Below are 19044 nucleotides of genomic sequence, written 5' to 3' on the forward strand. Positions count from 1 at the left end.
TTCTGCGAATGCCGCGTGCTAATTGATTTGCGAAGAAAATCAATTAGAGGAACGAGCTTTAAAAAAAACAGCGAATGCCGTGTGCTAATTGATTTGCGAAGAAAATCAATTAGAGGAACGAGCTTTAAAAAAAACAGCGAATGCCGTGTGCTAATTGATTTGCGAAGAAAATCAATTAGAGGAACGGCTCTTTGTCTAGCATTGGGGTAATCTCTTATATATATCGTGTGTAATTCTGCAATAAAATTAAAAAAATGGTAAAAACATCAAAAAAGTCGTTGACATATAGATGAGTTTATGCTAAAGTGTAGAGTGCTTTATTGTGAAAATAGGGGTAATTTGCGCCCTATTGAATGAACAAAAAGACAAATTATAGACAAGGGGTGAAATGTCGATGGAGAAAAAGAGAATCCGTCCTGTGAAATCAGGTAGAAGCCTTCGTATGAGTTATTCTAGACAAAAAGAAGTTTTGGATATGCCAAATCTTATTGAGGTACAGAGAAATTCTTATGAATGGTTCCTTAGTGATGGACTAAAAGAAGCGTTAGATGATATCTCTCCTATTGAAGACTACAGCCAGAACTTAAGCCTTGAGTTCGTTGACTTCAAGTTATGTGTTGAAGATAAGAAGTATACGATTGAGGAATGTAAAGAAAGAGATGCAACATATGCAGCTCCTTTAAAAGTAAAGGTTAGACTTCATAACAAGGAAACAGGTGAATTTACTGAACATGATATATTTATGGGTGATTTGCCTTTAATGACAGAAACCGGTACATTCGTAATTAACGGTGCAGAACGTGTAATTGTCAGTCAGTTAGTACGTTCTCCTGGAATTTATTATGGTGTAAGTCATGATAAAGTTGGTAAAGAAATCTTTACATCAACTGTAATTCCTAACAGAGGTGCATGGTTAGAATACGAAACAGATTCAAATGATATATTTAGCGTTCGTGTGGACAGAACAAGAAAAGTGCCTGTAACAGTTCTTATTAGAGCTTTAGGAATAGGTACAAATGCAGAAATTATTGACTTGTTTGGCGAAGAACCTAAACTTCTCGCAAGTTTTGAAAAAGATCCATCAGAAGGATATCAGGATGGTCTTTTAGAACTCTATAAGAAGATTCGCCCAGGTGAACCTTTAAGTGTAGATAGCGCAGAATCATTAATTACAGGTATGTTCTTTGATTCAAGAAGATATGATTTGGCTAAAGTTGGACGTTATAAATTCAACAAGAAGCTTGCATTAAAGAACAGAATCAAAGGTCATGTACTCGCTGAAGATGTAGTAGATGCTACAACAGGTGAAGTACTTGCAAGCGCAGGTGACCGAGTAACAGAAGAAATGGCAATTAAGATTCAGAACGCAGCAGTACCAGCAGTTTGGATTCAGACTGAAATTAGAAATGAAAAAGTTCTTTCTAATATGATGGTAGATATTAATAGCTACGTTGATTTTGATTGCACTGATTTAGGCGTTAATGAAGCAGTATTTTATCCGGTTCTTGAAGAAATACTTCAGGAAAACGATACAGAAGAAGATCTTAAGGATGCAATTTCAAGAAGAATACATGAATTGATTCCTAAGCATATTACAAAGGAAGATATTTTAGCATCTATCAATTACTGTATGAATATCGAATGCGGTATTGGTACAGCTGATGATATTGACCATTTAGGAAACAGACGTATCAGAGCCGTAGGCGAATTGCTTCAGAACCAGTACAGAATAGGTCTTTCAAGAATGGAAAGAGTTGTTCGTGAAAGAATGACAACACAGGATCTTGAAGGAATTTCACCTCAGACTTTAATTAATATAAAACCAGTAACAGCAGCTGTGAAGGAATTCTTCGGAAGTTCTCAGTTATCACAGTTTATGGATCAGAATAACCCACTGGGTGAGTTGACACATAAGAGACGTCTTTCAGCGTTAGGACCTGGTGGTCTTTCAAGAGACCGTGCCGGATTCGAAGTTCGAGACGTACATTATACTCATTATGGTAGAATGTGTCCTATTGAAACACCTGAAGGTCCTAACATCGGTTTGATTAACTCATTTGCAACTTATGCAAGAATTAATGAATATGGATTTGTAGAAGCTCCTTATAGAAGAGTTGATAAGTCAGATCCATCAAACCCAAGAGTAACAGATGAAGTTGTATATCTTACAGCTGATGAAGAGGATAATTATACAGTAGCACAGGCTAATGAACCACTTGATGAAAATGGATACTTTATCCATAACAACGTATCAGGTCGTTACAGAGAAGAAACATCTCAGTTCCCTAAGAAGAGAATTGATCTTATGGACGTTTCTCCTAGAATGGTATTCTCTGTTGCTACATCAATGATTCCGTTCTTGCAGAACGATGATGCTAACCGTGCGTTGATGGGATCTAACATGCAGCGTCAGGCTGTTCCACTTATGACAACAGAAGCTCCTGTAATCGGTACAGGTATGGAAGCAAAAGCAGCTGTTGACTCAGGTGTATGTGTTGTCGCTAAACGTGCCGGTGTAGTTGAAAGAGCTACTTCAAAGGAAATTACTATTAAGTATGATGATAATGGAGAAAAGGAAACATATCATCTTTTGAAATTCCAGAGAAGTAACCAGGGTAACTGCTATAACCACAGAACAATCGTATTTAAGGGTGATCATGTGGAAGCAGGAGAAGTTATTGCCGATGGTGCATCAACATCTAATGGTGAAATCGCACTTGGAAAGAACCCATTAATTGGTTTCATGACATGGGAAGGTTATAACTACGAAGATGCTGTTTTACTTAGCGAAAGATTAGTACAGGATGATGTTTATACATCAATTCATATAGAAGAATACGAAACAGATGCAAGAGATACAAAACTTGGACCTGAAGAAATCACAAATGATGTTCCGGGTGTAGGTGATGAAGCACGTAAAGACTTGGATGAAAGAGGTATCATCAGAATTGGTGCTGAAGTTCGTGCCGGAGATATTCTTGTTGGAAAGGTTACACCAAAGGGTGAAACAGAACTTACACCTGAAGAAAGACTTTTAAGAGCTATCTTTGGTGAAAAGGCAAGAGAAGTAAGAGACACATCACTCAAAGTGCCACATGGTACTTCAGGTATCGTTGTAGATGCTAAAGTATTTAAGAGAGAAAATGGAGATGAATTAGCTCCTGGTGTAAACGAATCAGTTCGTATTTACATCGCACAGAAGAGAAAGATTTCAGTTGGTGATAAGATGGCCGGACGTCATGGTAATAAGGGTGTAGTTTCACGAGTATTACCAGTTGAAGATATGCCATTCCTTCCAAACGGAAGACCACTTGATATCGTACTTAACCCATTGGGTGTACCTTCTCGTATGAATATTGGACAGGTGCTTGAAATCCACTTTAGTTTAGCTGCTAAGGTATTAGGATTTAACATTGCTACTCCGGTATTTGATGGCGCGGATGAAAATGATATTATGGATACTCTCGAATTAGCTAATGATTATGCTAATATGGAATGGGGAGATTTCAAAGAAAAATATAATGATACATTACGTGAAGATGTAATGTCTTACCTTGAGGAACATCTTGACCACAGAGAAGAGTGGAAGGGTGTACCAATTTCAAGAAATGGTAAGGTAAGATTAAGAGATGGTAGAACAGGTGAATATTTTGATAGCCCGGTTACAATCGGATTCATGCATTACCTTAAACTCCATCACTTGGTTGATGATAAGATTCATGCACGTTCAACAGGTCCTTACTCACTTGTTACTCAGCAGCCACTTGGTGGTAAAGCTCAGTTCGGTGGACAGAGATTTGGTGAAATGGAAGTTTGGGCGCTTGAAGCTTATGGCGCATCATATACTCTTCAGGAAATCTTAACAGTTAAGTCTGATGATGTTGTTGGACGTGTTAAGACATATGAAGCAATTATTAAAGGTGAGAATATTCCACAGCCTGGAATTCCAGAGTCATTTAAGGTTCTTTTGAAGGAACTTCAGTCACTTGCCTTAGATGTTAAGGTATTAGATGAAAATGACGAAGAAGTAGAATTAAAGGAAAGCATTGATTATGGTGAAACAAACATAAATGCAATTATTAACAACGATAGAAACTTTAATTCAAATAAAGAAAATGCCAATGATTTTGAAAAAGCTGGTTATACAACACAGGAATTCGTTAACGAAGAACTTCAGGCAGTTGGCGCATCAGAAGATGTTTCTAGTGACGACAACGAGTAGTAGAAGGGAGATTTGATCATGACAGATAACAACATTAGTGAACAGGTGGCATTTGACAAGATTAAAATCGGTCTTGCATCACCGGAAAAGATCAGAGAATGGTCAAAGGGTGAAGTAACAAAACCAGAGACAATTAACTACAGAACTTTAAAGCCTGAAAAGGACGGATTGTTTTGTGAAAAAATCTTTGGACCTAGCAAAGACTGGGAATGTCATTGTGGAAAATATAAGAAAATCAGATATAAAGGTGTCATTTGTGACAGATGTGGTGTTGAAGTAACTAAGGCCAGCGTTCGTAGAGAGCGTATGGGTAGAGTTGAACTTGCAGCTCCTGTATCACACATTTGGTACTTCAAGGGTATCCCATCAAGAATGGGATTAATCCTTGATATATCACCAAAGGTATTGGAAAAAGTATTGTATTTTGCATCATACATTGTACTTGATCCAATGGATACAAATCTTGAGTACAAGCAGGTTTTATCTGAAAAAGAATTCAGAGAAGCTTATGAAGAATATGCAGGAAAATTCAGAGTAGGCATGGGTGCTGAAGCTATTAAAGAATTACTTGCAGCTATAGATTTGGATAAAGAAGCTGAAGAACTTAAAGCAGAGTTATTTGAAGCAACAGGTCAGAAAAAGACTAAGATTGTTAAAAGACTTGAAGTTATGGAAGCTTTCAGAAGTTCAGGAAACAAACCTGAATGGATGATTCTTGATGTAGTACCTGTAATTCCACCTGACTTAAGACCTATGGTACAGTTAGATGGTGGTAGATTTGCTACATCAGATTTAAATGATTTATACAGAAGAATCATAAATAGAAATAACCGTCTTAAGAGACTTCTTGAATTAGGCGCTCCGGAAATCATTGTTAGAAATGAAAAGAGAATGCTTCAGGAAGCTGTAGACGCGTTAATCGATAATGGTAGAAGAGGAAGACCTGTAACAGGTCCTGGAAACAGAGCTCTTAAATCATTATCAGACATGCTTAAAGGTAAGCAGGGACGTTTCCGTCAGAACTTACTTGGTAAGCGTGTTGACTATTCAGGACGTTCAGTTATCGTTGTAGGACCGGAACTTAAGATTTATCAGTGTGGTCTTCCAAAGGAGATGGCTATTGAATTGTTCAAACCATTTGTTATGAAAGAATTAGTAGCAAATGGAACAGCACACAATATTAAGAGTGCTAAGAAGATGGTAGAAAGATTGCAGACAGAAGTATGGGATGTATTAGAGGATGTAATTAAAGAACATCCGGTTATGCTTAACCGTGCCCCTACACTTCACAGACTTGGTATTCAGGCATTTGAACCTGTTTTAGTTGAAGGTAGAGCTATTAAGCTTCATCCACTTGTATGTACAGCTTATAATGCCGACTTCGATGGTGACCAGATGGCCGTGCATCTTCCATTGTCAGTAGAAGCACAGGCAGAATGTAGATTCTTATTATTGTCACCAAACAACTTATTAAAACCATCAGATGGTGCACCTGTAGCAGTTCCTTCACAGGATATGGTACTTGGTATTTACTATTTGACAATGGATAAATATGTTGATTATTCAGATGATGAGAAACTTGTTAAGACATTAGAAAAGGCAAAAGTTTACGAAGATGAAGACAGTATCAGAAAAGAATTAAATGATGGAAAAATTGATGTTGATTCAATGATTAAATTCCATGCAGATGACAGAGTTGTAATTTGTAAAACTATTGACGTTTTAGGACGTAGCTTTAGCAATGAAAATCAGGCAATTCTCGCATATGAAAATGGAGAAATTACTCTTCACCAGAAGATTCGTGTAAAGAGAACTGTATGCAACAATGAAGGTAAGGAAATTACAGGTGTTGTTGATGCGACTCTTGGACGTTTAATATTTAATGAAATCCTTCCACAGGATTTGGGATTTGTTAAGAGAGAAACAGATGAAGACTTCCTTAAATTAGAAGTTGGATTCCACGTAGGAAAGAAACAGTTGAAACAGATTCTTGAAAAAGTAATCAATAACCATGGCGCAACAAAGACTGCTGAAGTTTTAGATGATATCAAGGCTATGGGTTATAAGTTCTCAACAAGAGCTGCCATGACAGTTTCAATTTCCGATATGACAGTACCTGCAGCTAAACAGCAGATTTTAGATGATGCTGAAGAAACTGTAGAAAAGATTACAAAGAACTATCGTCGTGGTTTCTTAACAGATGAAGAAAGATACAAAGAAGTAATTACAACATGGCAGAAAGCCGATGATGAAATTACAAAAGCCCTTCTTACAGGACTTGATAAATATAATAACATCTTTATGATGGCTGACTCTGGTGCCCGTGGTTCTGATAAGCAGATTAAACAGCTTGCCGGTATGCGTGGTTTGATGGCCGATACATCAGGTAGAACTATCGAGTTACCTATTAAGTCAAACTTCCGTGAAGGTCTTGACGTTTTGGAATACTTCATTTCAGCTCATGGTGCTAGAAAAGGTATGGCAGATACAGCGTTAAGAACAGCCGATTCAGGATACTTAACAAGACGTCTTGTTGATGTATCACAGGATTTAATTATTCGTGATGTTGACTGTTGTGAAGGAAAGGCAATTCCATTTATGGAAATCGAAGCTTTCACAGACGGCGGTGAAGTAATTGAAAGTCTTGAAGAAAGAATTACAGGAAGATATTCTGCAGAAACAATTTATGATGCAGAAGGAAATATCATTGTAAAAGCAAACCACATGATTACACCAAAGCGTGCAGCAAAGGTTGTAGCTACAGGTGTAGACAAGGTTAAGATTCGTACAATTCTTACATGTAAATCACATGTAGGTGTATGTTCTAAGTGTTACGGTGCTAACATGGCTACAGGTCAGTCAGTACAGGTTGGTGAAGCAGTTGGTATTATTGCTGCTCAGTCAATCGGTGAACCTGGTACACAGCTTACAATGAGAACATTCCACTCAGGTGGTATCGCCGGAGATGATATTACACAGGGTCTTCCTAGAGTAGAAGAATTATTTGAAGCTAGAAAGCCAAAGGGTCTTGCTATTATTGCTGAATTTGGTGGAAGAGCTGAAATTAAAGAAAATAAAAAGAAACGTGAAATTGTTATTACTAATGATGAAACAGGCGAATCAAAGACATATTTGATTCCTTACGGTTCAAGAATTAAGATTCTTGACGGTGCAATCCTTGAAGCAGGTGACGAACTTACAGAAGGTAGTATAAACCCACACGATCTCTTAAAGATTAAGGGACTTCGTGCAGTTCAGGATTATATGATTCGTGAAGTACAGAGAGTTTACCGCTTACAGGGTGTAGAAATTAATGATAAGCACGTTGAAGTAATTGTACGTCAGATGCTTAAGAAGATTAAGGTTGACACAGCAGGAGATTCAGAATTCCTTCCAGGTACATCAGTTGACGTTCTTGATTTCAATGAAACAGTAGAACGTTTGCAGGAAGAAGGAAAAGAAGTTCCAACAGGTACTCAGGTAATGCTTGGTATCACAAAGGCCAGCCTTGCTACAAATTCATTCTTATCAGCAGCTTCATTCCAGGAAACAACAAGAGTTCTTACAGAAGCAGCTATTAATGGTAAGGTTGATCCACTTGTAGGTCTTAAGGAAAACGTAATCATTGGTAAATTAATCCCTGCAGGTACAGGTATGAAGAGATACCGTTCTGTAAAATTAGATACTGATGACAATATTGCAAATGCAATAAACGATGATGATGTTTTATCATTCTCAGAAGATGAAGAAATTACATCAGAAGACGTTGTTGCGGTTAGCGAAGATACAGAAGAATAAAAAAATCAAAAGCAATATACTTGCATTTGATAATATAAAAGACAGTTCGTAACCATCCTGTCTATAAACAAAACTAAGGATTTAATTTATGAAAAAAAGAGCGCCTTAGTGTGCTCTTTTTTTGTTACGAACTATAAAACATCTGCTGTACGAGTGGTGATTATAGTTTAAATAAGTATATTATAAAGTGCTGTTTGATAAAGGAGCAATTAATTATGGTAGAAGGTTTTAATCCTGTAAGATATTCAATTATTAAAGGTAAATGTCCAAGAGAAATAGTAATGCTTGTTGGAAATGGGTGTAAATGGCGTAAATGCAGATTTTGTGATTATCATTTAGACTCAAGCCCTGACAAAGAATTTAATTATAAAATAAATAAAGCTGAACTTGAAAAAGTGACAGGAATGTTTGGTGAACTTGAAGTAATAAATTCAGGAAGTTTTGTAGATTTAGATGGAAATACAATTAAAATGATTAAGGATATTTGCGTAAATAAAAAAATAAAAAAAATTCATTTTGAATGTCATTGGATTCATAAAGATGAAGTTAAAGAATTTAAAAAGGAATTTATGGATTTGGGAGTAGAACCTGTAATTAGACTCGGATTAGAAACTTTTGATTATGACTTTAGAGAAAATTATCTTGTTAAAGGAATAGATGAAAAAAATCCGAAAATAATAGCTGAATATTTTGATGAAATTAATTTGCTTCAAGGAATAGAAGGACAAACAGCCGAATCTATGATTTGGGATATAGAAATGGGCTTAAAGCATTTTAAACGTGTATATGTAAATATTATGACAGAAAATAAAATGCCGATAAAGCCTGATAAAATGGTTATTGAGCAATTTAGAACAAAAGTATATCCACGATTTAAAGATAATGATAAAGTGGATATTCTATTAGAAAATACAGATTTTGGAGTTGGAGAGAATAAATGTTAAATGAAATTTTATTAATAGGTTCAATAATTGTAATTTATGGAATGACGCTTGTATTGTATAGAATTTTTGGAAAACAGGGATTATATACATTTACAATAATTGCAACAATAGGCGCTAATATCGAAGTTTTAATAGTTATTAATGCATTTGGAATGGAAATGACATTAGGAAATGTGTTATTTGCTTCTACATTTTTAATAACGGATATAATAAGTGAAATATATGGAAAAAAAGATGCTAAACTTGCGGTATATTTGGGTATATCTACATCAATTGCTTTTATAATTTTGTCGCAGTGGTGGCTTCAGTATATCCCTGCAGAAAGCGATTTTGCGATGCCTGCAATGAAGACAATTTTTTCAAATACACCAAGATTAATGCTTACAAGTATGATTGTATATGCCATAGTACAGCAATTTGATGTGTGGGCATATCATAAATGGTGGGAATTTACTAAAAAGAAGTTTGGTAATGAAAGAAAATATTTATGGATTAGAAACAATGGTTCAACACTTGTATCACAGTTCTTAAATAATCTATTATTTTCACTTGGTGCATTTTGGGGAATACATTCAACATCAACAATAATAAAAATTGTAATTTCCAGTTATGTGATATTTATTGTAACAAGCCTTGCTGATACACCTTTTGTATATTGTGCAAGATTGATTTATGATAAAAATAAAGAAAAAGATAAATTTAAAAAGTAAAGATTAAATGTACACGTGATGTAAGAAAAAATAATATAATATATAAAAATGGTGCCTTATAGATTGAAAGAACTTTTAGCTTGAAACAATCTGTAGGGCATTTTTTGTGTGCTGATTATGTACAAAATTCTAAGCAATTAAAAATATTATTTTTACTGAATTACTATATGAAAGATTTTAAGCAATTAACATTAATGCTATTTTTTGATAAAAAAGAGAACTAAATATACCGACAATACAGCAACAGATTATTATTACAAAATAACATCTTATGTAAATAATAAGGAATCGGGTTTATCAGATCCTATTTCAGAAAATTTGTTATGTAATGCTTACAGGAAGTCCTGGAATTTCTCATGTAGTAAATTATTCAGGGGGAGCTGTAACATATGTGGGACAAAGACAGATTCTTACTTCATACGGTTCAGGTTTGGCATTGCTAACTATTAAATTAACTAACAGTTTAACATATTAAAGCGTTAACTATTGAAAATAATGTGTAATTTGCTTATAATACTCTTTATATGCAGTTAGTTAAAGTGCTTTCGAATTTATTAATTCAATCCAGATAACACATAAATGCATAAAGAACAATTTATGAAAAGGAAAGAAAAAAGATGAAAGATACGCTTGAAATCAGATGGCACGGACGTGGAGGACAAGGTGCCAAAACAGCAGCTTTGCTTTTAGCAGAAGTGGCGTTTAAAACAGGTAAATATGCTCAGGGTTTCCCTGAATATGGTCCTGAAAGAATGGGTGCGCCAATTACTGCTTATGACAGAATAAGTGATTCAGAAATTCGAGTTCATTCGAATATTTATGATCCGGAATTTGTAGTTGTAGTTGATGAAACTTTATTAGAGATTGTTGATGTTACAGCAGGTCTTAAAGAAGATGGAGCGATTCTAATTAATACTGCAAAAAGTAAGGAAGAAATATTACCACTGTTAAAAGGATATAAAGGAAAAGTTTACACAGTTGATGCCAGAAAGATTTCAATGGAAACTCTTGGTAAAAATTTCCCTAATACACCAATGCTTGCAGCTATAGTAAAGGTTACAGGAGTAATCGATGATGAAACATTCTTGAATGAGATGGAAGGTTCATTCAAGCATAAATTTGCAAGAAAACCTGAAGTAATTGAAGGAAATATGCAAGCTCTTAAGGTAGCTTTAAGGGAGGTTAAATAAATGGCAAAGACAGATATAACAAAGTTAGGAACTGATGTAGCATGGCAGGATGTTACAAGAGGTAACACAGTTGTAGGCTGCGGAACAACAAAGCAGTTTGTAACAGGTGACTGGACAAATGTAGCACCTGTTATAGATGAAGAAAAATGCAAACAGTGTTTATTATGCGTACCTTGTTGCCCGGATAGCGCAATTCCGGTAAAAGATTACAAGAGATGTGCAATAGATTATGATCATTGTAAAGGATGTGGAATTTGTGTTAAAGCATGTCCATTTGGAGCAATAAAGATGGAGGTGAAGAAGAATGCCTAAGAAAGTACAGATGTCAGGAAATGAAGCAGTTGCAAATGCTTTAAGACAGATTAATCCGGATGTATTTCCAATGTTTCCGATCACACCATCAACTGAAATTCCACAGTATTTTGCAAATTATGTATCAAATGGATTAGTTGATACAGAATTTATTACAGTTGAAAGTGAACATAGTTCAATGTCAGCAGCAATTGGTGCATCAGCAGCAGGAGCGAGAGCATTGACAGCAACATCATCTGCAGGACTCGCATTTATGTGGGAAGTATTAGGTGTTGCAGCATCTCATAGAGTACCTGTTGTATTAGCAGCAGTTTGTAGAGCTCTTACAGGCCCTCTTAACATTAACTGTGATCATTCAGATACAATGGGAGCAAGAGATTCAGGTTGGATTCAGTTATATGCTGAAACAAATCAGGAAGCATATGACAATATGGTTATGGCTTACAGAATTGCAGAACATAAGGATGTTATGTTACCAATTATGATTTGTCAGGATGGATTTATTACAAGTCATGCCGTAATGAATATGGAATTACTTGATGATGATGTAGTAAAGAATTTCGTTGGAGAATATGAGCCGGAAGATTATTTGCTCAATCCAAATGAAACATATGCAGTAGGACCATATGCCATCACTGATTACTATATGGAATCAAGAAAAGCACAGGCTCATGCAATGGAAAATGCAAAGCAGGTAATTAAAGATATTGCAGAAGAATTTGAAAAAATATCAGGACGTAAATACGGTCTTATTGAAGAATATAGAATGGAAGATGCTGAATATGCAGTTGTTATTATAGGTTCAGCTGCAGGAACAACAAAGGAAGCAATCGACCATATGAGAGAAAATGGTGAAAAGGTAGGTCTTATAAAAGTAAGATCATTCAGACCTTTCCCTGGAGAAGAAATTGCAGCTTCACTTAAAAAATGTAAGGCTGTAGCAATAATGGACAGATCTGAAAGCTTTTCAACAAATGGAGGCCCATTAGGAGCAGAGACAATGCAGGCAATGTACACAGCAAGATGTACAGCTCTTACAATTGATATCATGTATGGTATTGGTGGACGTGATGTTACAGTTGATGACATGATTAATGTATATGATACATTAAAAGACATCGCAGCAACAGGAGAAACAGGTGACGTTTACAGATACATGGGATTAAGAGATAAGGAGGCAAAATAAATGGGTTACAATTTTAAAGAAACAATGAATAAGCCTGAAAGATTTGCTCCCGGTCATAGAATGTGTGCAGGTTGTGGAGCTACTATAACAGCAAGAAACGTTCTTAGAGGACTTCATGAAGGTGATAAGGCAGTTATTTCATGTGCAACAGGATGTTTAAATGTATCGTCATTTATGTATCCATATGTAGCATGGGAAGACAGTTATATACATAGTGCATTTGAAAACGCAAGTTCGACAATGAGTGGTGTTGAAGGTGCATATAAGGCTTTAAAGAAAAAAGGTAAATTAAAAGAAGATTATAAATTCATTACATTTGGTGGTGATGGTGGTACATATGATATCGGTATCCAGTCTCTTTCAGGAGCAATGGAAAGAGGAACAAATATGACGTATGTATGCTACGATAATGGAGCATATATGAATACCGGTACACAACGTTCATCAGCAACTCCAATGTATGCGGATACAACAACAACACCTGTTGGACCAAAATGTAAAGGTAAAGCACAGTATAGAAAAGATTTAGCAGCAATACTTGCAGCACATGACATTCCATACGTTGCACAGACAACTTTACTTCAGGGATTTAAAGATATGCATGTTAAGGCTGAAAAAGCTATCTATACAGATGGACCAGCATTTTTAAATGTTATGTCACCATGTCCTACAGGATGGAAATATAAAGCTGACGAAATAATGGAAATATGTAAGTTAGGTGTAGAAACTAATTACTGGCCATTATTTGAAGTGATTGATGGCAAATGGATTTTGAATTATGAACCAAAGAAGAGACTTCCAATTGAAGAATTTTTAAGAACACAGGGAAGATTTAAACATTTGTTTAAACCTGAAAATGAACACCTGATTGAAGAATTCCAGAAGGAAGTTGACAGAAGATGGGATGATTTGTTATTCAAATGTAGCAGATAACAGTATGAAAAATGCTGTTGTAAAATTACACAAAATGGTGTAAATTAAGATAGATTAATATTGACATATAAAGGCTGCCAAAAATAGAGAATATAATTTCTGTTTTTGACAGCCGATTTTTCTGAAAGAAAGAATAGGAATAAGATGGAATTTGAATTTAATCGAGAAAAAAGCAGTTTCATAAAAGTCTTAAAAGGAAAATGCGAAAAAAATGCATTAAAGTGTAGTGTTGAAGATAATAAAATAATGATTGAAACATTTGCTAATTCAGAAGGAAAGTTAGAAGATACTATACCGGCAGTTTTTAAAGGAACAATTGAAGCTAAAGAAAATAAAACATTAATTAAAGGAAGATTTACAAACGGATTTTATTTGACGACATTAGTGGCTGTAGCAGCGATATTAATAATTGCAAGATTATCATGGTCAATATATCAGAAACAGTTAGACAATATTATTATGTGTGCCATAGCTACTGCAATATTAGTAATTGTTTGTGTAGTTGTTAACATTAAAGGGAAAAAATCAAAAGAAAGAATAATAACTTTGTTAAAACAACTACAATAATGTTAATAAAGTATGAAACAAGGATGGGTATGTTGCCTTTTGAAATCTGTCTGTTATAATGATATGAAAAAAGTATTTGTTGAATTATACAAGAAATGATTTTATTGACTTATACTCGTATAAATACAAAAAATAATTTTATTGACTTATGTCCGTAGAATGGTAAAAGGAATAATTAGTAATGAATAATAAAGTAAGTTCAGCTACAAAAAATATAATAATGGTATGCTTAAGTAACGGTCTGACTATTTTAGTCGGGCTGTTCATGGGATTTATTTTGCCAAAGAATATTAGTGTTGATAGTTATGCAAATTATCAGATTTATAATTTATATATAGCGTATGCGGGGTTCTTTCATTTTGGACTTGTAAACGGAATATATATTAAGTATGGAAAATATGATTATGAAGATATTCCATACAGTAAGTTTAAAGCATTTTTTAAAAGCCTGATAGTAATTCATATAATTTCTGCATTGGCGTTGTTAGCATTTGTTATATTTGCAAGTGGCGGAAATGATATAGATCAAAGAATTGCATATCTTTTTGTAATAGTAAATATTCCGTTGATTAATATTAAATGGTTCTTTTCATCTATAAATCAGTTTACAAAGAGATTTGTTATAGACAGTTATCTTACAATAACTCAGAATATTTTAAATGTTGTAGCAGTAGGATGTATTATAGCATTTCATCTGTACACATATTTAAGTATTTTAATATTCACAACGATAATGAATTTTGTATGTATGAGTTTGTCTATATATCAAAATAAAGAAATTATACTTGCAAAATCAGGAAAAGTTCAGTTATCAGAAGTTGGTGGATTAATAAAAACAGGTTTTTTCCTGATGCTTAGTGAGTTTGTTGGAATTATTATTTTAGGAATAGATAGTATATTTGTACAACAGTTTATGCCTAAATATACATTTTCAATGTATCAGTTTGCAGTTTCAATAGTAAGTCTTGTATTTACAATGGTAACGGTTGTTACAAATCTTGTTTATCCATATCTTGTAAGAGCAGATGAAAATAAATATGGATTATATTATACGATGCTTAGTGATGTAGTATCTGTTGTTTCAGCAGCAGCAATGGCGGCATTTTTCGCAGCAAAATTTATTATACAATTATGGATACCTAAATATAATGATAGTATTCCTATAGTTGCAATTTTATTTGGAACTATTGTATTCAGAATTTTAATAATGTTAGTATGTGGAAATTATTTTAAAGTACTTAAGATGATAAAGGAATACACTGCTAACAACATTATGGCAATTACCATAGGCTTTGCGTTTGATGTAATAGCATTGGTTGTGTTTAATGATTCATGGTACATTGCGTTAGCAAGTCTTGCGTCATTTATAGTATGGTATTTAATTACAGATAGAAAATTTATCAATCATTTTAAACTGAAAGTTAAGGATTGGATGCCAAGATATTTTTATATACTAGTAAGTTTGGCTGTATTTTATTTCTTTGCAAATCATAATTGGGTAGTAAGTATTTTTGTCTATGGAATATTTACGGTTATATTTGGAATAGCATGCTTTGCAAAATATATAAAAGTAATAAACGAGATGAGAGTAAAATAAACTTGACAATAAACGGATGACAAATTAGTATATTAGTAAGTTCCAAAGGCGGTAACCCGGAGTCGGGTTGCCGCTTTTTGTGTTTATGGTAAAAAATGAAAAAGGAAGGGAGTATGTTTATGAAAGGATTTGCAAAGACACTGGGAGATGTTTTGTCAACAATTGACGGAATTGTATGGGGACCAATTATGTTATGCTTATTAGTTGGAACCGGAGTAATTTTAACTATCAGAACAAGAGGATTAGGATGGAGAAATTTAGGTTATGCCCTTAAGTCGACACTTAGTAAAGAAGCAAGAACAAAAAGTAGAGGAAGTGGAGATATTTCACCATTTTCAGCTCTGACAACAGCGCTTGCAGCAACAATTGGTACCGGAAACATCGTAGGTGTTGCTACAGCCATGGTATCAGGTGGACCCGGAGCATTAGTATGGATGTGGTTGTCGGCAGCATTTGGAATTACATCAAAATTTAGTGAATGTATGCTTGCAATTAAGTACAGAGAAGTAAATGCTAATGGGGAAATGTCAGGTGGTCCTATGTACACAATGAAAAAGGCATTTAAAAATAAAAAGATTGGAGCAGTACTTGGCTGGGTGTTTGCCTTATTCGCTGTAATAGCATCATTTGGAATAGGAAATCTTACACAGGCAAACTCGATATCAGAGTCATTAAAATCTACATGGAACATCCCGACAAATGTTGTTGGGGTAATTCTTACAATTTTAGCTTTAATTATAATTGTAGGTGGAATCAAATCAATATCAAAAGTATCACAGGTTGTAGTACCTGCAATGGCAATATTTTATGTAATAGCAGGTTTAGTGGTAATTATAATTAATATAGAAAATGTTCCCGCAGGATTGACAGCAGTTTTTCAATCTGCAATAGGGATACAGCCACTTGCAGGAGGAGTAGCAGGAACAATTACAGCTTCAATGATGAACGCAATGAGATTTGGTGTAGCAAGAGGTGTTTTTTCAAATGAAGCAGGTATGGGCTCAGCTGCCATAACTGCAGCAGCAGCTACAACAGATAACCATGTAAGACAGGGATACATAAATATGACAGGAACGTTTTACGATACAATAGTTGTATGTACTATTACAGGATTATGTATTGCAAGCTCAGGTGTACTTGGAACAACAGATGCATCAGGAGAATTAGTATCTGGAGCTGCCTTGACAATTGCAGCATTTAGTACGGCTTTAGGTAAATGGGGAGCTTACCTTGTTACAATAGGAATTGCATTATTTGCATTTTCAACAATACTTGGATGGGAGTATCATGGAGAAAAAGCATTTGAATATATTTTGGGAACACACAAATACAACATGATTTACAGAATATTATTTTCTTTAATTGCATACATAGGAGCTACAACAACATTACAGATTGTATGGGATTTCTCAGATATAGCCAATGCGCTTATGGCTATTCCGAACTTAATATGTCTTCTTGCTTTAAGCGGTGAAATTGCAAAAGATATGATAGAATTTCAAAAAGTAATTAAGGCAGAGAAAAATAAGTAATAGAATATTATTATTGAAATATGAATAAAATGCAATGTTTTGTATCATAATAAATGAAAAAATAGTTTAAAATTTTTAGAAAAGAGAGATAAAAAGTAATAAAACAGGGCCAAATTTATATGCGTTTATAAAATGCAATAAATTTGGCCTTGAAATATAATAGGCATAATTTGTAAATAAATGTTTCAAATGGTATATATGTGTGTTATACTAAATGGGTGAATTTATTTACCAAAAAAGAGAAAAGGAGGAGAAAGGTATGATTCAGAGAAGAAGTATTGCAATGTGCATAATTCTCTCACTCGTAACATGCGGGATTTACGGAATATATTGGTTTGTTGTTTTAACAGACGATGCGAACACATTATTGCCGGATAACAAAGGATTGAACAATACATCAGGAGGTGTAGCATTCTTGCTTTCACTCGTAACATGTGGAATATATGGTCTTTATTGGGCTTATAAGCAGGGTGAAAAGATTGACGAAGCAAAAACAGCAAGAGGAATTATGTCAAGTAACTCAGGAATTATTTATTTGTTATTGACTATTTTTGGATTCGGAATTATTGCAGAAGCTTTAATGCAGAATGAATTAAACAGCATGGCGTTTTAATAATAAATTAAATAGTATGGTGTTTAAAAATGAATTAAATAACATGACATTTAATTTATAAAAAGTTACAATGTATGAAAATATCGAAAGAAATTAACAATTTTTACATTTTTATAAAGAAAAGTATCGAAAATTAATTTTTTAAATGATATGTTGACAAAAAAATATAACACATATATAATGGCATAGTATGCGAACAGGCATATTATGCCTTTTTGCTACAAATAAATGTGATTTACACATAATTCTAATAACAGGAGGTGAAAAAAGGATGCCTACATTTAACCAGTTAGTAAGAAAAGGACGTCAGACTTCAGTTAAGAAGTCAACTGCTCCAGCATTATTAAAGAGCTATAACTCTTTAAACAAGAAGATGAATGATACAGCTTCTCCACAGAAACGTGGTGTTTGTACAGCAGTTAAGACAGCTACACCTAAGAAGCCTAACTCAGCTCTTAGAAAGATTGCCAGAGTACGTCTTTCAAATGGTATTGAAGTAACAAGCTACATTCCAGGTGAAGGTCATAATCTTCAGGAACATAGCGTTGTACTTATCCGTGGTGGTAGAGTAAAAGATTTACCAGGTACAAGATACCATATCATCAGAGGTACACTTGATACAGCAGGTGTTGCTAAGAGACGTCAGGCCCGTTCTAAATACGGCGCTAAGAGACCAAAAGACGCTAAGTAGGAAAGGCTTTTATAAGTCAATCACAGGTTGAATGATTTTAGTGCCGGTTATTAGAATTATTACAGGGCAGAGTTTGACACGAAAGTTAAACTTTGCGGTGTTAGAAATAGAGTCTAAAGCCGTGCGCAAGGACACAACTTATGTGAGTACCGAAGATCTAATCGCAGGAGACTCACAAGTGAGGAAACCTGCAAAATCTAAATTTGTGAATATTTTAGGCAAATTTAGGAAAAATTGATTAAGGAGGGAAGTAACATGCCACGTAAAGGACATACTCAGAAAAGAGAAGTATTAGCAGATCCAATGTATAATAACGTAGTAGTTACAAAGCTTATCAACAACATTATGTTAGATGGTAAGAAAGGCGTAGCTCAGAAGATTGTATACGGAGCTTTTGATAGAGTTGCAAACCAGACTGGTAAAGATGCAATCGAAGTTTTCGAAGAAGCTATGAACAACATCATGCCAGCACTTGAAGTTAAAGCAAGACGTATCGGTGGTGCAACATACCAGGTTCCTATTGAAGTTAGACCTGAAAGAAGACAGGCTTTAGGACTTCGTTGGATTACATTGTATTCTCGTCAGAGAAGTGAAAAGACAATGGAAGAAAGATTAGCTAACGAAATCATGGATGCTGCAAACAATACAGGTTCTTCAGTAAAGAAGAAAGAAGATATGCATAAGATGGCTGAAGCAAACAAAGCATTTGCTCACTATCGTTTCTAATAAAACTGTAAGTGTTACAAGAC

General features: G+C 34.5%; 15 protein-coding genes. All 15 read left to right on the top strand.

What is annotated here, in order from left to right; genetic code table 11:
• Positions 1 to 394 precede the first annotated feature (394 nt).
• Positions 395 to 4222 carry a DNA-directed RNA polymerase subunit beta gene (locus tag DWW96_RS02750; protein WP_117908864.1) on the top strand — a complete coding sequence of 1276 codons (3828 nt, stop codon included), beginning with the start codon at positions 395 to 397 and terminating at the stop codon, positions 4220 to 4222.
• A gap of 18 nt (positions 4223 to 4240) precedes the next feature.
• Positions 4241 to 8020 (top strand): DNA-directed RNA polymerase subunit beta', encoded by a 3780-nt coding sequence (gene rpoC / locus DWW96_RS02755; protein WP_117908866.1) that lies wholly within the window; start codon positions 4241 to 4243, stop codon positions 8018 to 8020.
• Between the two features lie 215 nt (positions 8021 to 8235).
• Positions 8236 to 8964 carry a radical SAM domain protein gene (locus DWW96_RS02760; RefSeq protein WP_022089865.1) on the top strand — a complete coding sequence of 243 codons (729 nt, stop codon included), beginning with the start codon at positions 8236 to 8238 and terminating at the stop codon, positions 8962 to 8964.
• Positions 8958 to 9674: a queuosine precursor transporter gene (locus DWW96_RS02765; protein WP_022089864.1), complete on the top strand. Its 717-nt coding sequence runs from the start codon at positions 8958 to 8960 to the stop codon at positions 9672 to 9674. Before DWW96_RS02760 ends, DWW96_RS02765 begins: the two co-directional genes overlap by 7 nt.
• 328 nt (positions 9675 to 10002) lie before the next feature.
• The gene (locus tag DWW96_RS13925) at positions 10003 to 10149 is read left to right on the top strand and encodes a hypothetical protein (RefSeq protein WP_158562630.1); all 147 of its coding nucleotides are present in this window, start codon (positions 10003 to 10005) and stop codon (positions 10147 to 10149) included.
• A gap of 142 nt (positions 10150 to 10291) precedes the next feature.
• A complete protein-coding gene (locus DWW96_RS02770) occupies positions 10292 to 10864 on the top strand; it encodes a 2-oxoacid:acceptor oxidoreductase family protein (RefSeq protein ID WP_022089863.1) in 573 nt (190 codons plus the stop codon).
• Positions 10865 to 11176, top strand: coding sequence for a 4Fe-4S binding protein (locus tag DWW96_RS02775; RefSeq protein WP_022089862.1), 312 nt, complete (start codon positions 10865 to 10867; stop codon positions 11174 to 11176). It abuts the gene before it with no gap.
• Positions 11169 to 12362: a pyruvate ferredoxin oxidoreductase gene (porA, locus tag DWW96_RS02780; protein ID WP_117908868.1), complete on the top strand. Its 1194-nt coding sequence runs from the start codon at positions 11169 to 11171 to the stop codon at positions 12360 to 12362. Before DWW96_RS02775 ends, porA begins: the two co-directional genes overlap by 8 nt.
• Positions 12363 to 13295, top strand: coding sequence for a thiamine pyrophosphate-dependent enzyme (locus DWW96_RS02785; RefSeq protein WP_117908870.1), 933 nt, complete (start codon positions 12363 to 12365; stop codon positions 13293 to 13295). It begins immediately after the preceding gene.
• Positions 13296 to 13439: 144 nt separating this feature from the next.
• Positions 13440 to 13862 carry a hypothetical protein gene (locus tag DWW96_RS02790; protein ID WP_117908872.1) on the top strand — a complete coding sequence of 141 codons (423 nt, stop codon included), beginning with the start codon at positions 13440 to 13442 and terminating at the stop codon, positions 13860 to 13862.
• Between the two features lie 181 nt (positions 13863 to 14043).
• Entirely contained in the window at positions 14044 to 15459 is a 1416-nt protein-coding gene (locus tag DWW96_RS02795; protein WP_117908874.1) for a hypothetical protein, read from the top strand.
• Positions 15460 to 15578: 119 nt separating this feature from the next.
• Positions 15579 to 16991 carry a sodium:alanine symporter family protein gene (locus DWW96_RS02800; protein WP_117909043.1) on the top strand — a complete coding sequence of 471 codons (1413 nt, stop codon included), beginning with the start codon at positions 15579 to 15581 and terminating at the stop codon, positions 16989 to 16991.
• A gap of 259 nt (positions 16992 to 17250) precedes the next feature.
• The gene (locus DWW96_RS02805; RefSeq protein ID WP_022089856.1) at positions 17251 to 17604 is read left to right on the top strand and encodes a DUF4234 domain-containing protein; all 354 of its coding nucleotides are present in this window, start codon (positions 17251 to 17253) and stop codon (positions 17602 to 17604) included.
• A gap of 271 nt (positions 17605 to 17875) precedes the next feature.
• Entirely contained in the window at positions 17876 to 18295 is a 420-nt protein-coding gene (gene rpsL / locus DWW96_RS02810) for a 30S ribosomal protein S12 (protein WP_022089855.1), read from the top strand.
• Between the two features lie 255 nt (positions 18296 to 18550).
• Positions 18551 to 19021, top strand: coding sequence for a 30S ribosomal protein S7 (rpsG, locus tag DWW96_RS02820; protein WP_022089854.1), 471 nt, complete (start codon positions 18551 to 18553; stop codon positions 19019 to 19021).
• Positions 19022 to 19044: the final 23 nt, after the last annotated feature.

The sequence above is a fragment of the Eubacterium sp. AF17-7 genome, from assembly GCF_003461285.1.
Classification (GTDB): Bacteria; Bacillota; Clostridia; order Lachnospirales; family Lachnospiraceae; genus Eubacterium_U; species Eubacterium_U album.

Bases quoted from the DNA above. Each gene is read 5' to 3' on its own strand.
- DWW96_RS02750 (WP_117908864.1), top strand. From the start codon at position 395: ATGGAGAAAAAGAGAATCCGTCCTGTGAAATCAGGTAGAAGCCTTCGT.
- rpoC (WP_117908866.1), top strand. From the start codon at position 4,241: ATGACAGATAACAACATTAGTGAACAGGTGGCATTTGACAAGATTAAA.
- DWW96_RS02760 (WP_022089865.1), top strand. From the start codon at position 8,236: ATGGTAGAAGGTTTTAATCCTGTAAGATATTCAATTATTAAAGGTAAA.
- DWW96_RS02765 (WP_022089864.1), top strand. From the start codon at position 8,958: ATGTTAAATGAAATTTTATTAATAGGTTCAATAATTGTAATTTATGGA.
- DWW96_RS13925 (WP_158562630.1), top strand. From the start codon at position 10,003: ATGCTTACAGGAAGTCCTGGAATTTCTCATGTAGTAAATTATTCAGGG.
- DWW96_RS02770 (WP_022089863.1), top strand. From the start codon at position 10,292: ATGAAAGATACGCTTGAAATCAGATGGCACGGACGTGGAGGACAAGGT.
- DWW96_RS02775 (WP_022089862.1), top strand. From the start codon at position 10,865: ATGGCAAAGACAGATATAACAAAGTTAGGAACTGATGTAGCATGGCAG.
- porA (WP_117908868.1), top strand. From the start codon at position 11,169: ATGCCTAAGAAAGTACAGATGTCAGGAAATGAAGCAGTTGCAAATGCT.
- DWW96_RS02785 (WP_117908870.1), top strand. From the start codon at position 12,363: ATGGGTTACAATTTTAAAGAAACAATGAATAAGCCTGAAAGATTTGCT.
- DWW96_RS02790 (WP_117908872.1), top strand. From the start codon at position 13,440: ATGGAATTTGAATTTAATCGAGAAAAAAGCAGTTTCATAAAAGTCTTA.
- DWW96_RS02795 (WP_117908874.1), top strand. From the start codon at position 14,044: ATGAATAATAAAGTAAGTTCAGCTACAAAAAATATAATAATGGTATGC.
- DWW96_RS02800 (WP_117909043.1), top strand. From the start codon at position 15,579: ATGAAAGGATTTGCAAAGACACTGGGAGATGTTTTGTCAACAATTGAC.
- DWW96_RS02805 (WP_022089856.1), top strand. From the start codon at position 17,251: ATGATTCAGAGAAGAAGTATTGCAATGTGCATAATTCTCTCACTCGTA.
- rpsL (WP_022089855.1), top strand. From the start codon at position 17,876: ATGCCTACATTTAACCAGTTAGTAAGAAAAGGACGTCAGACTTCAGTT.
- rpsG (WP_022089854.1), top strand. From the start codon at position 18,551: ATGCCACGTAAAGGACATACTCAGAAAAGAGAAGTATTAGCAGATCCA.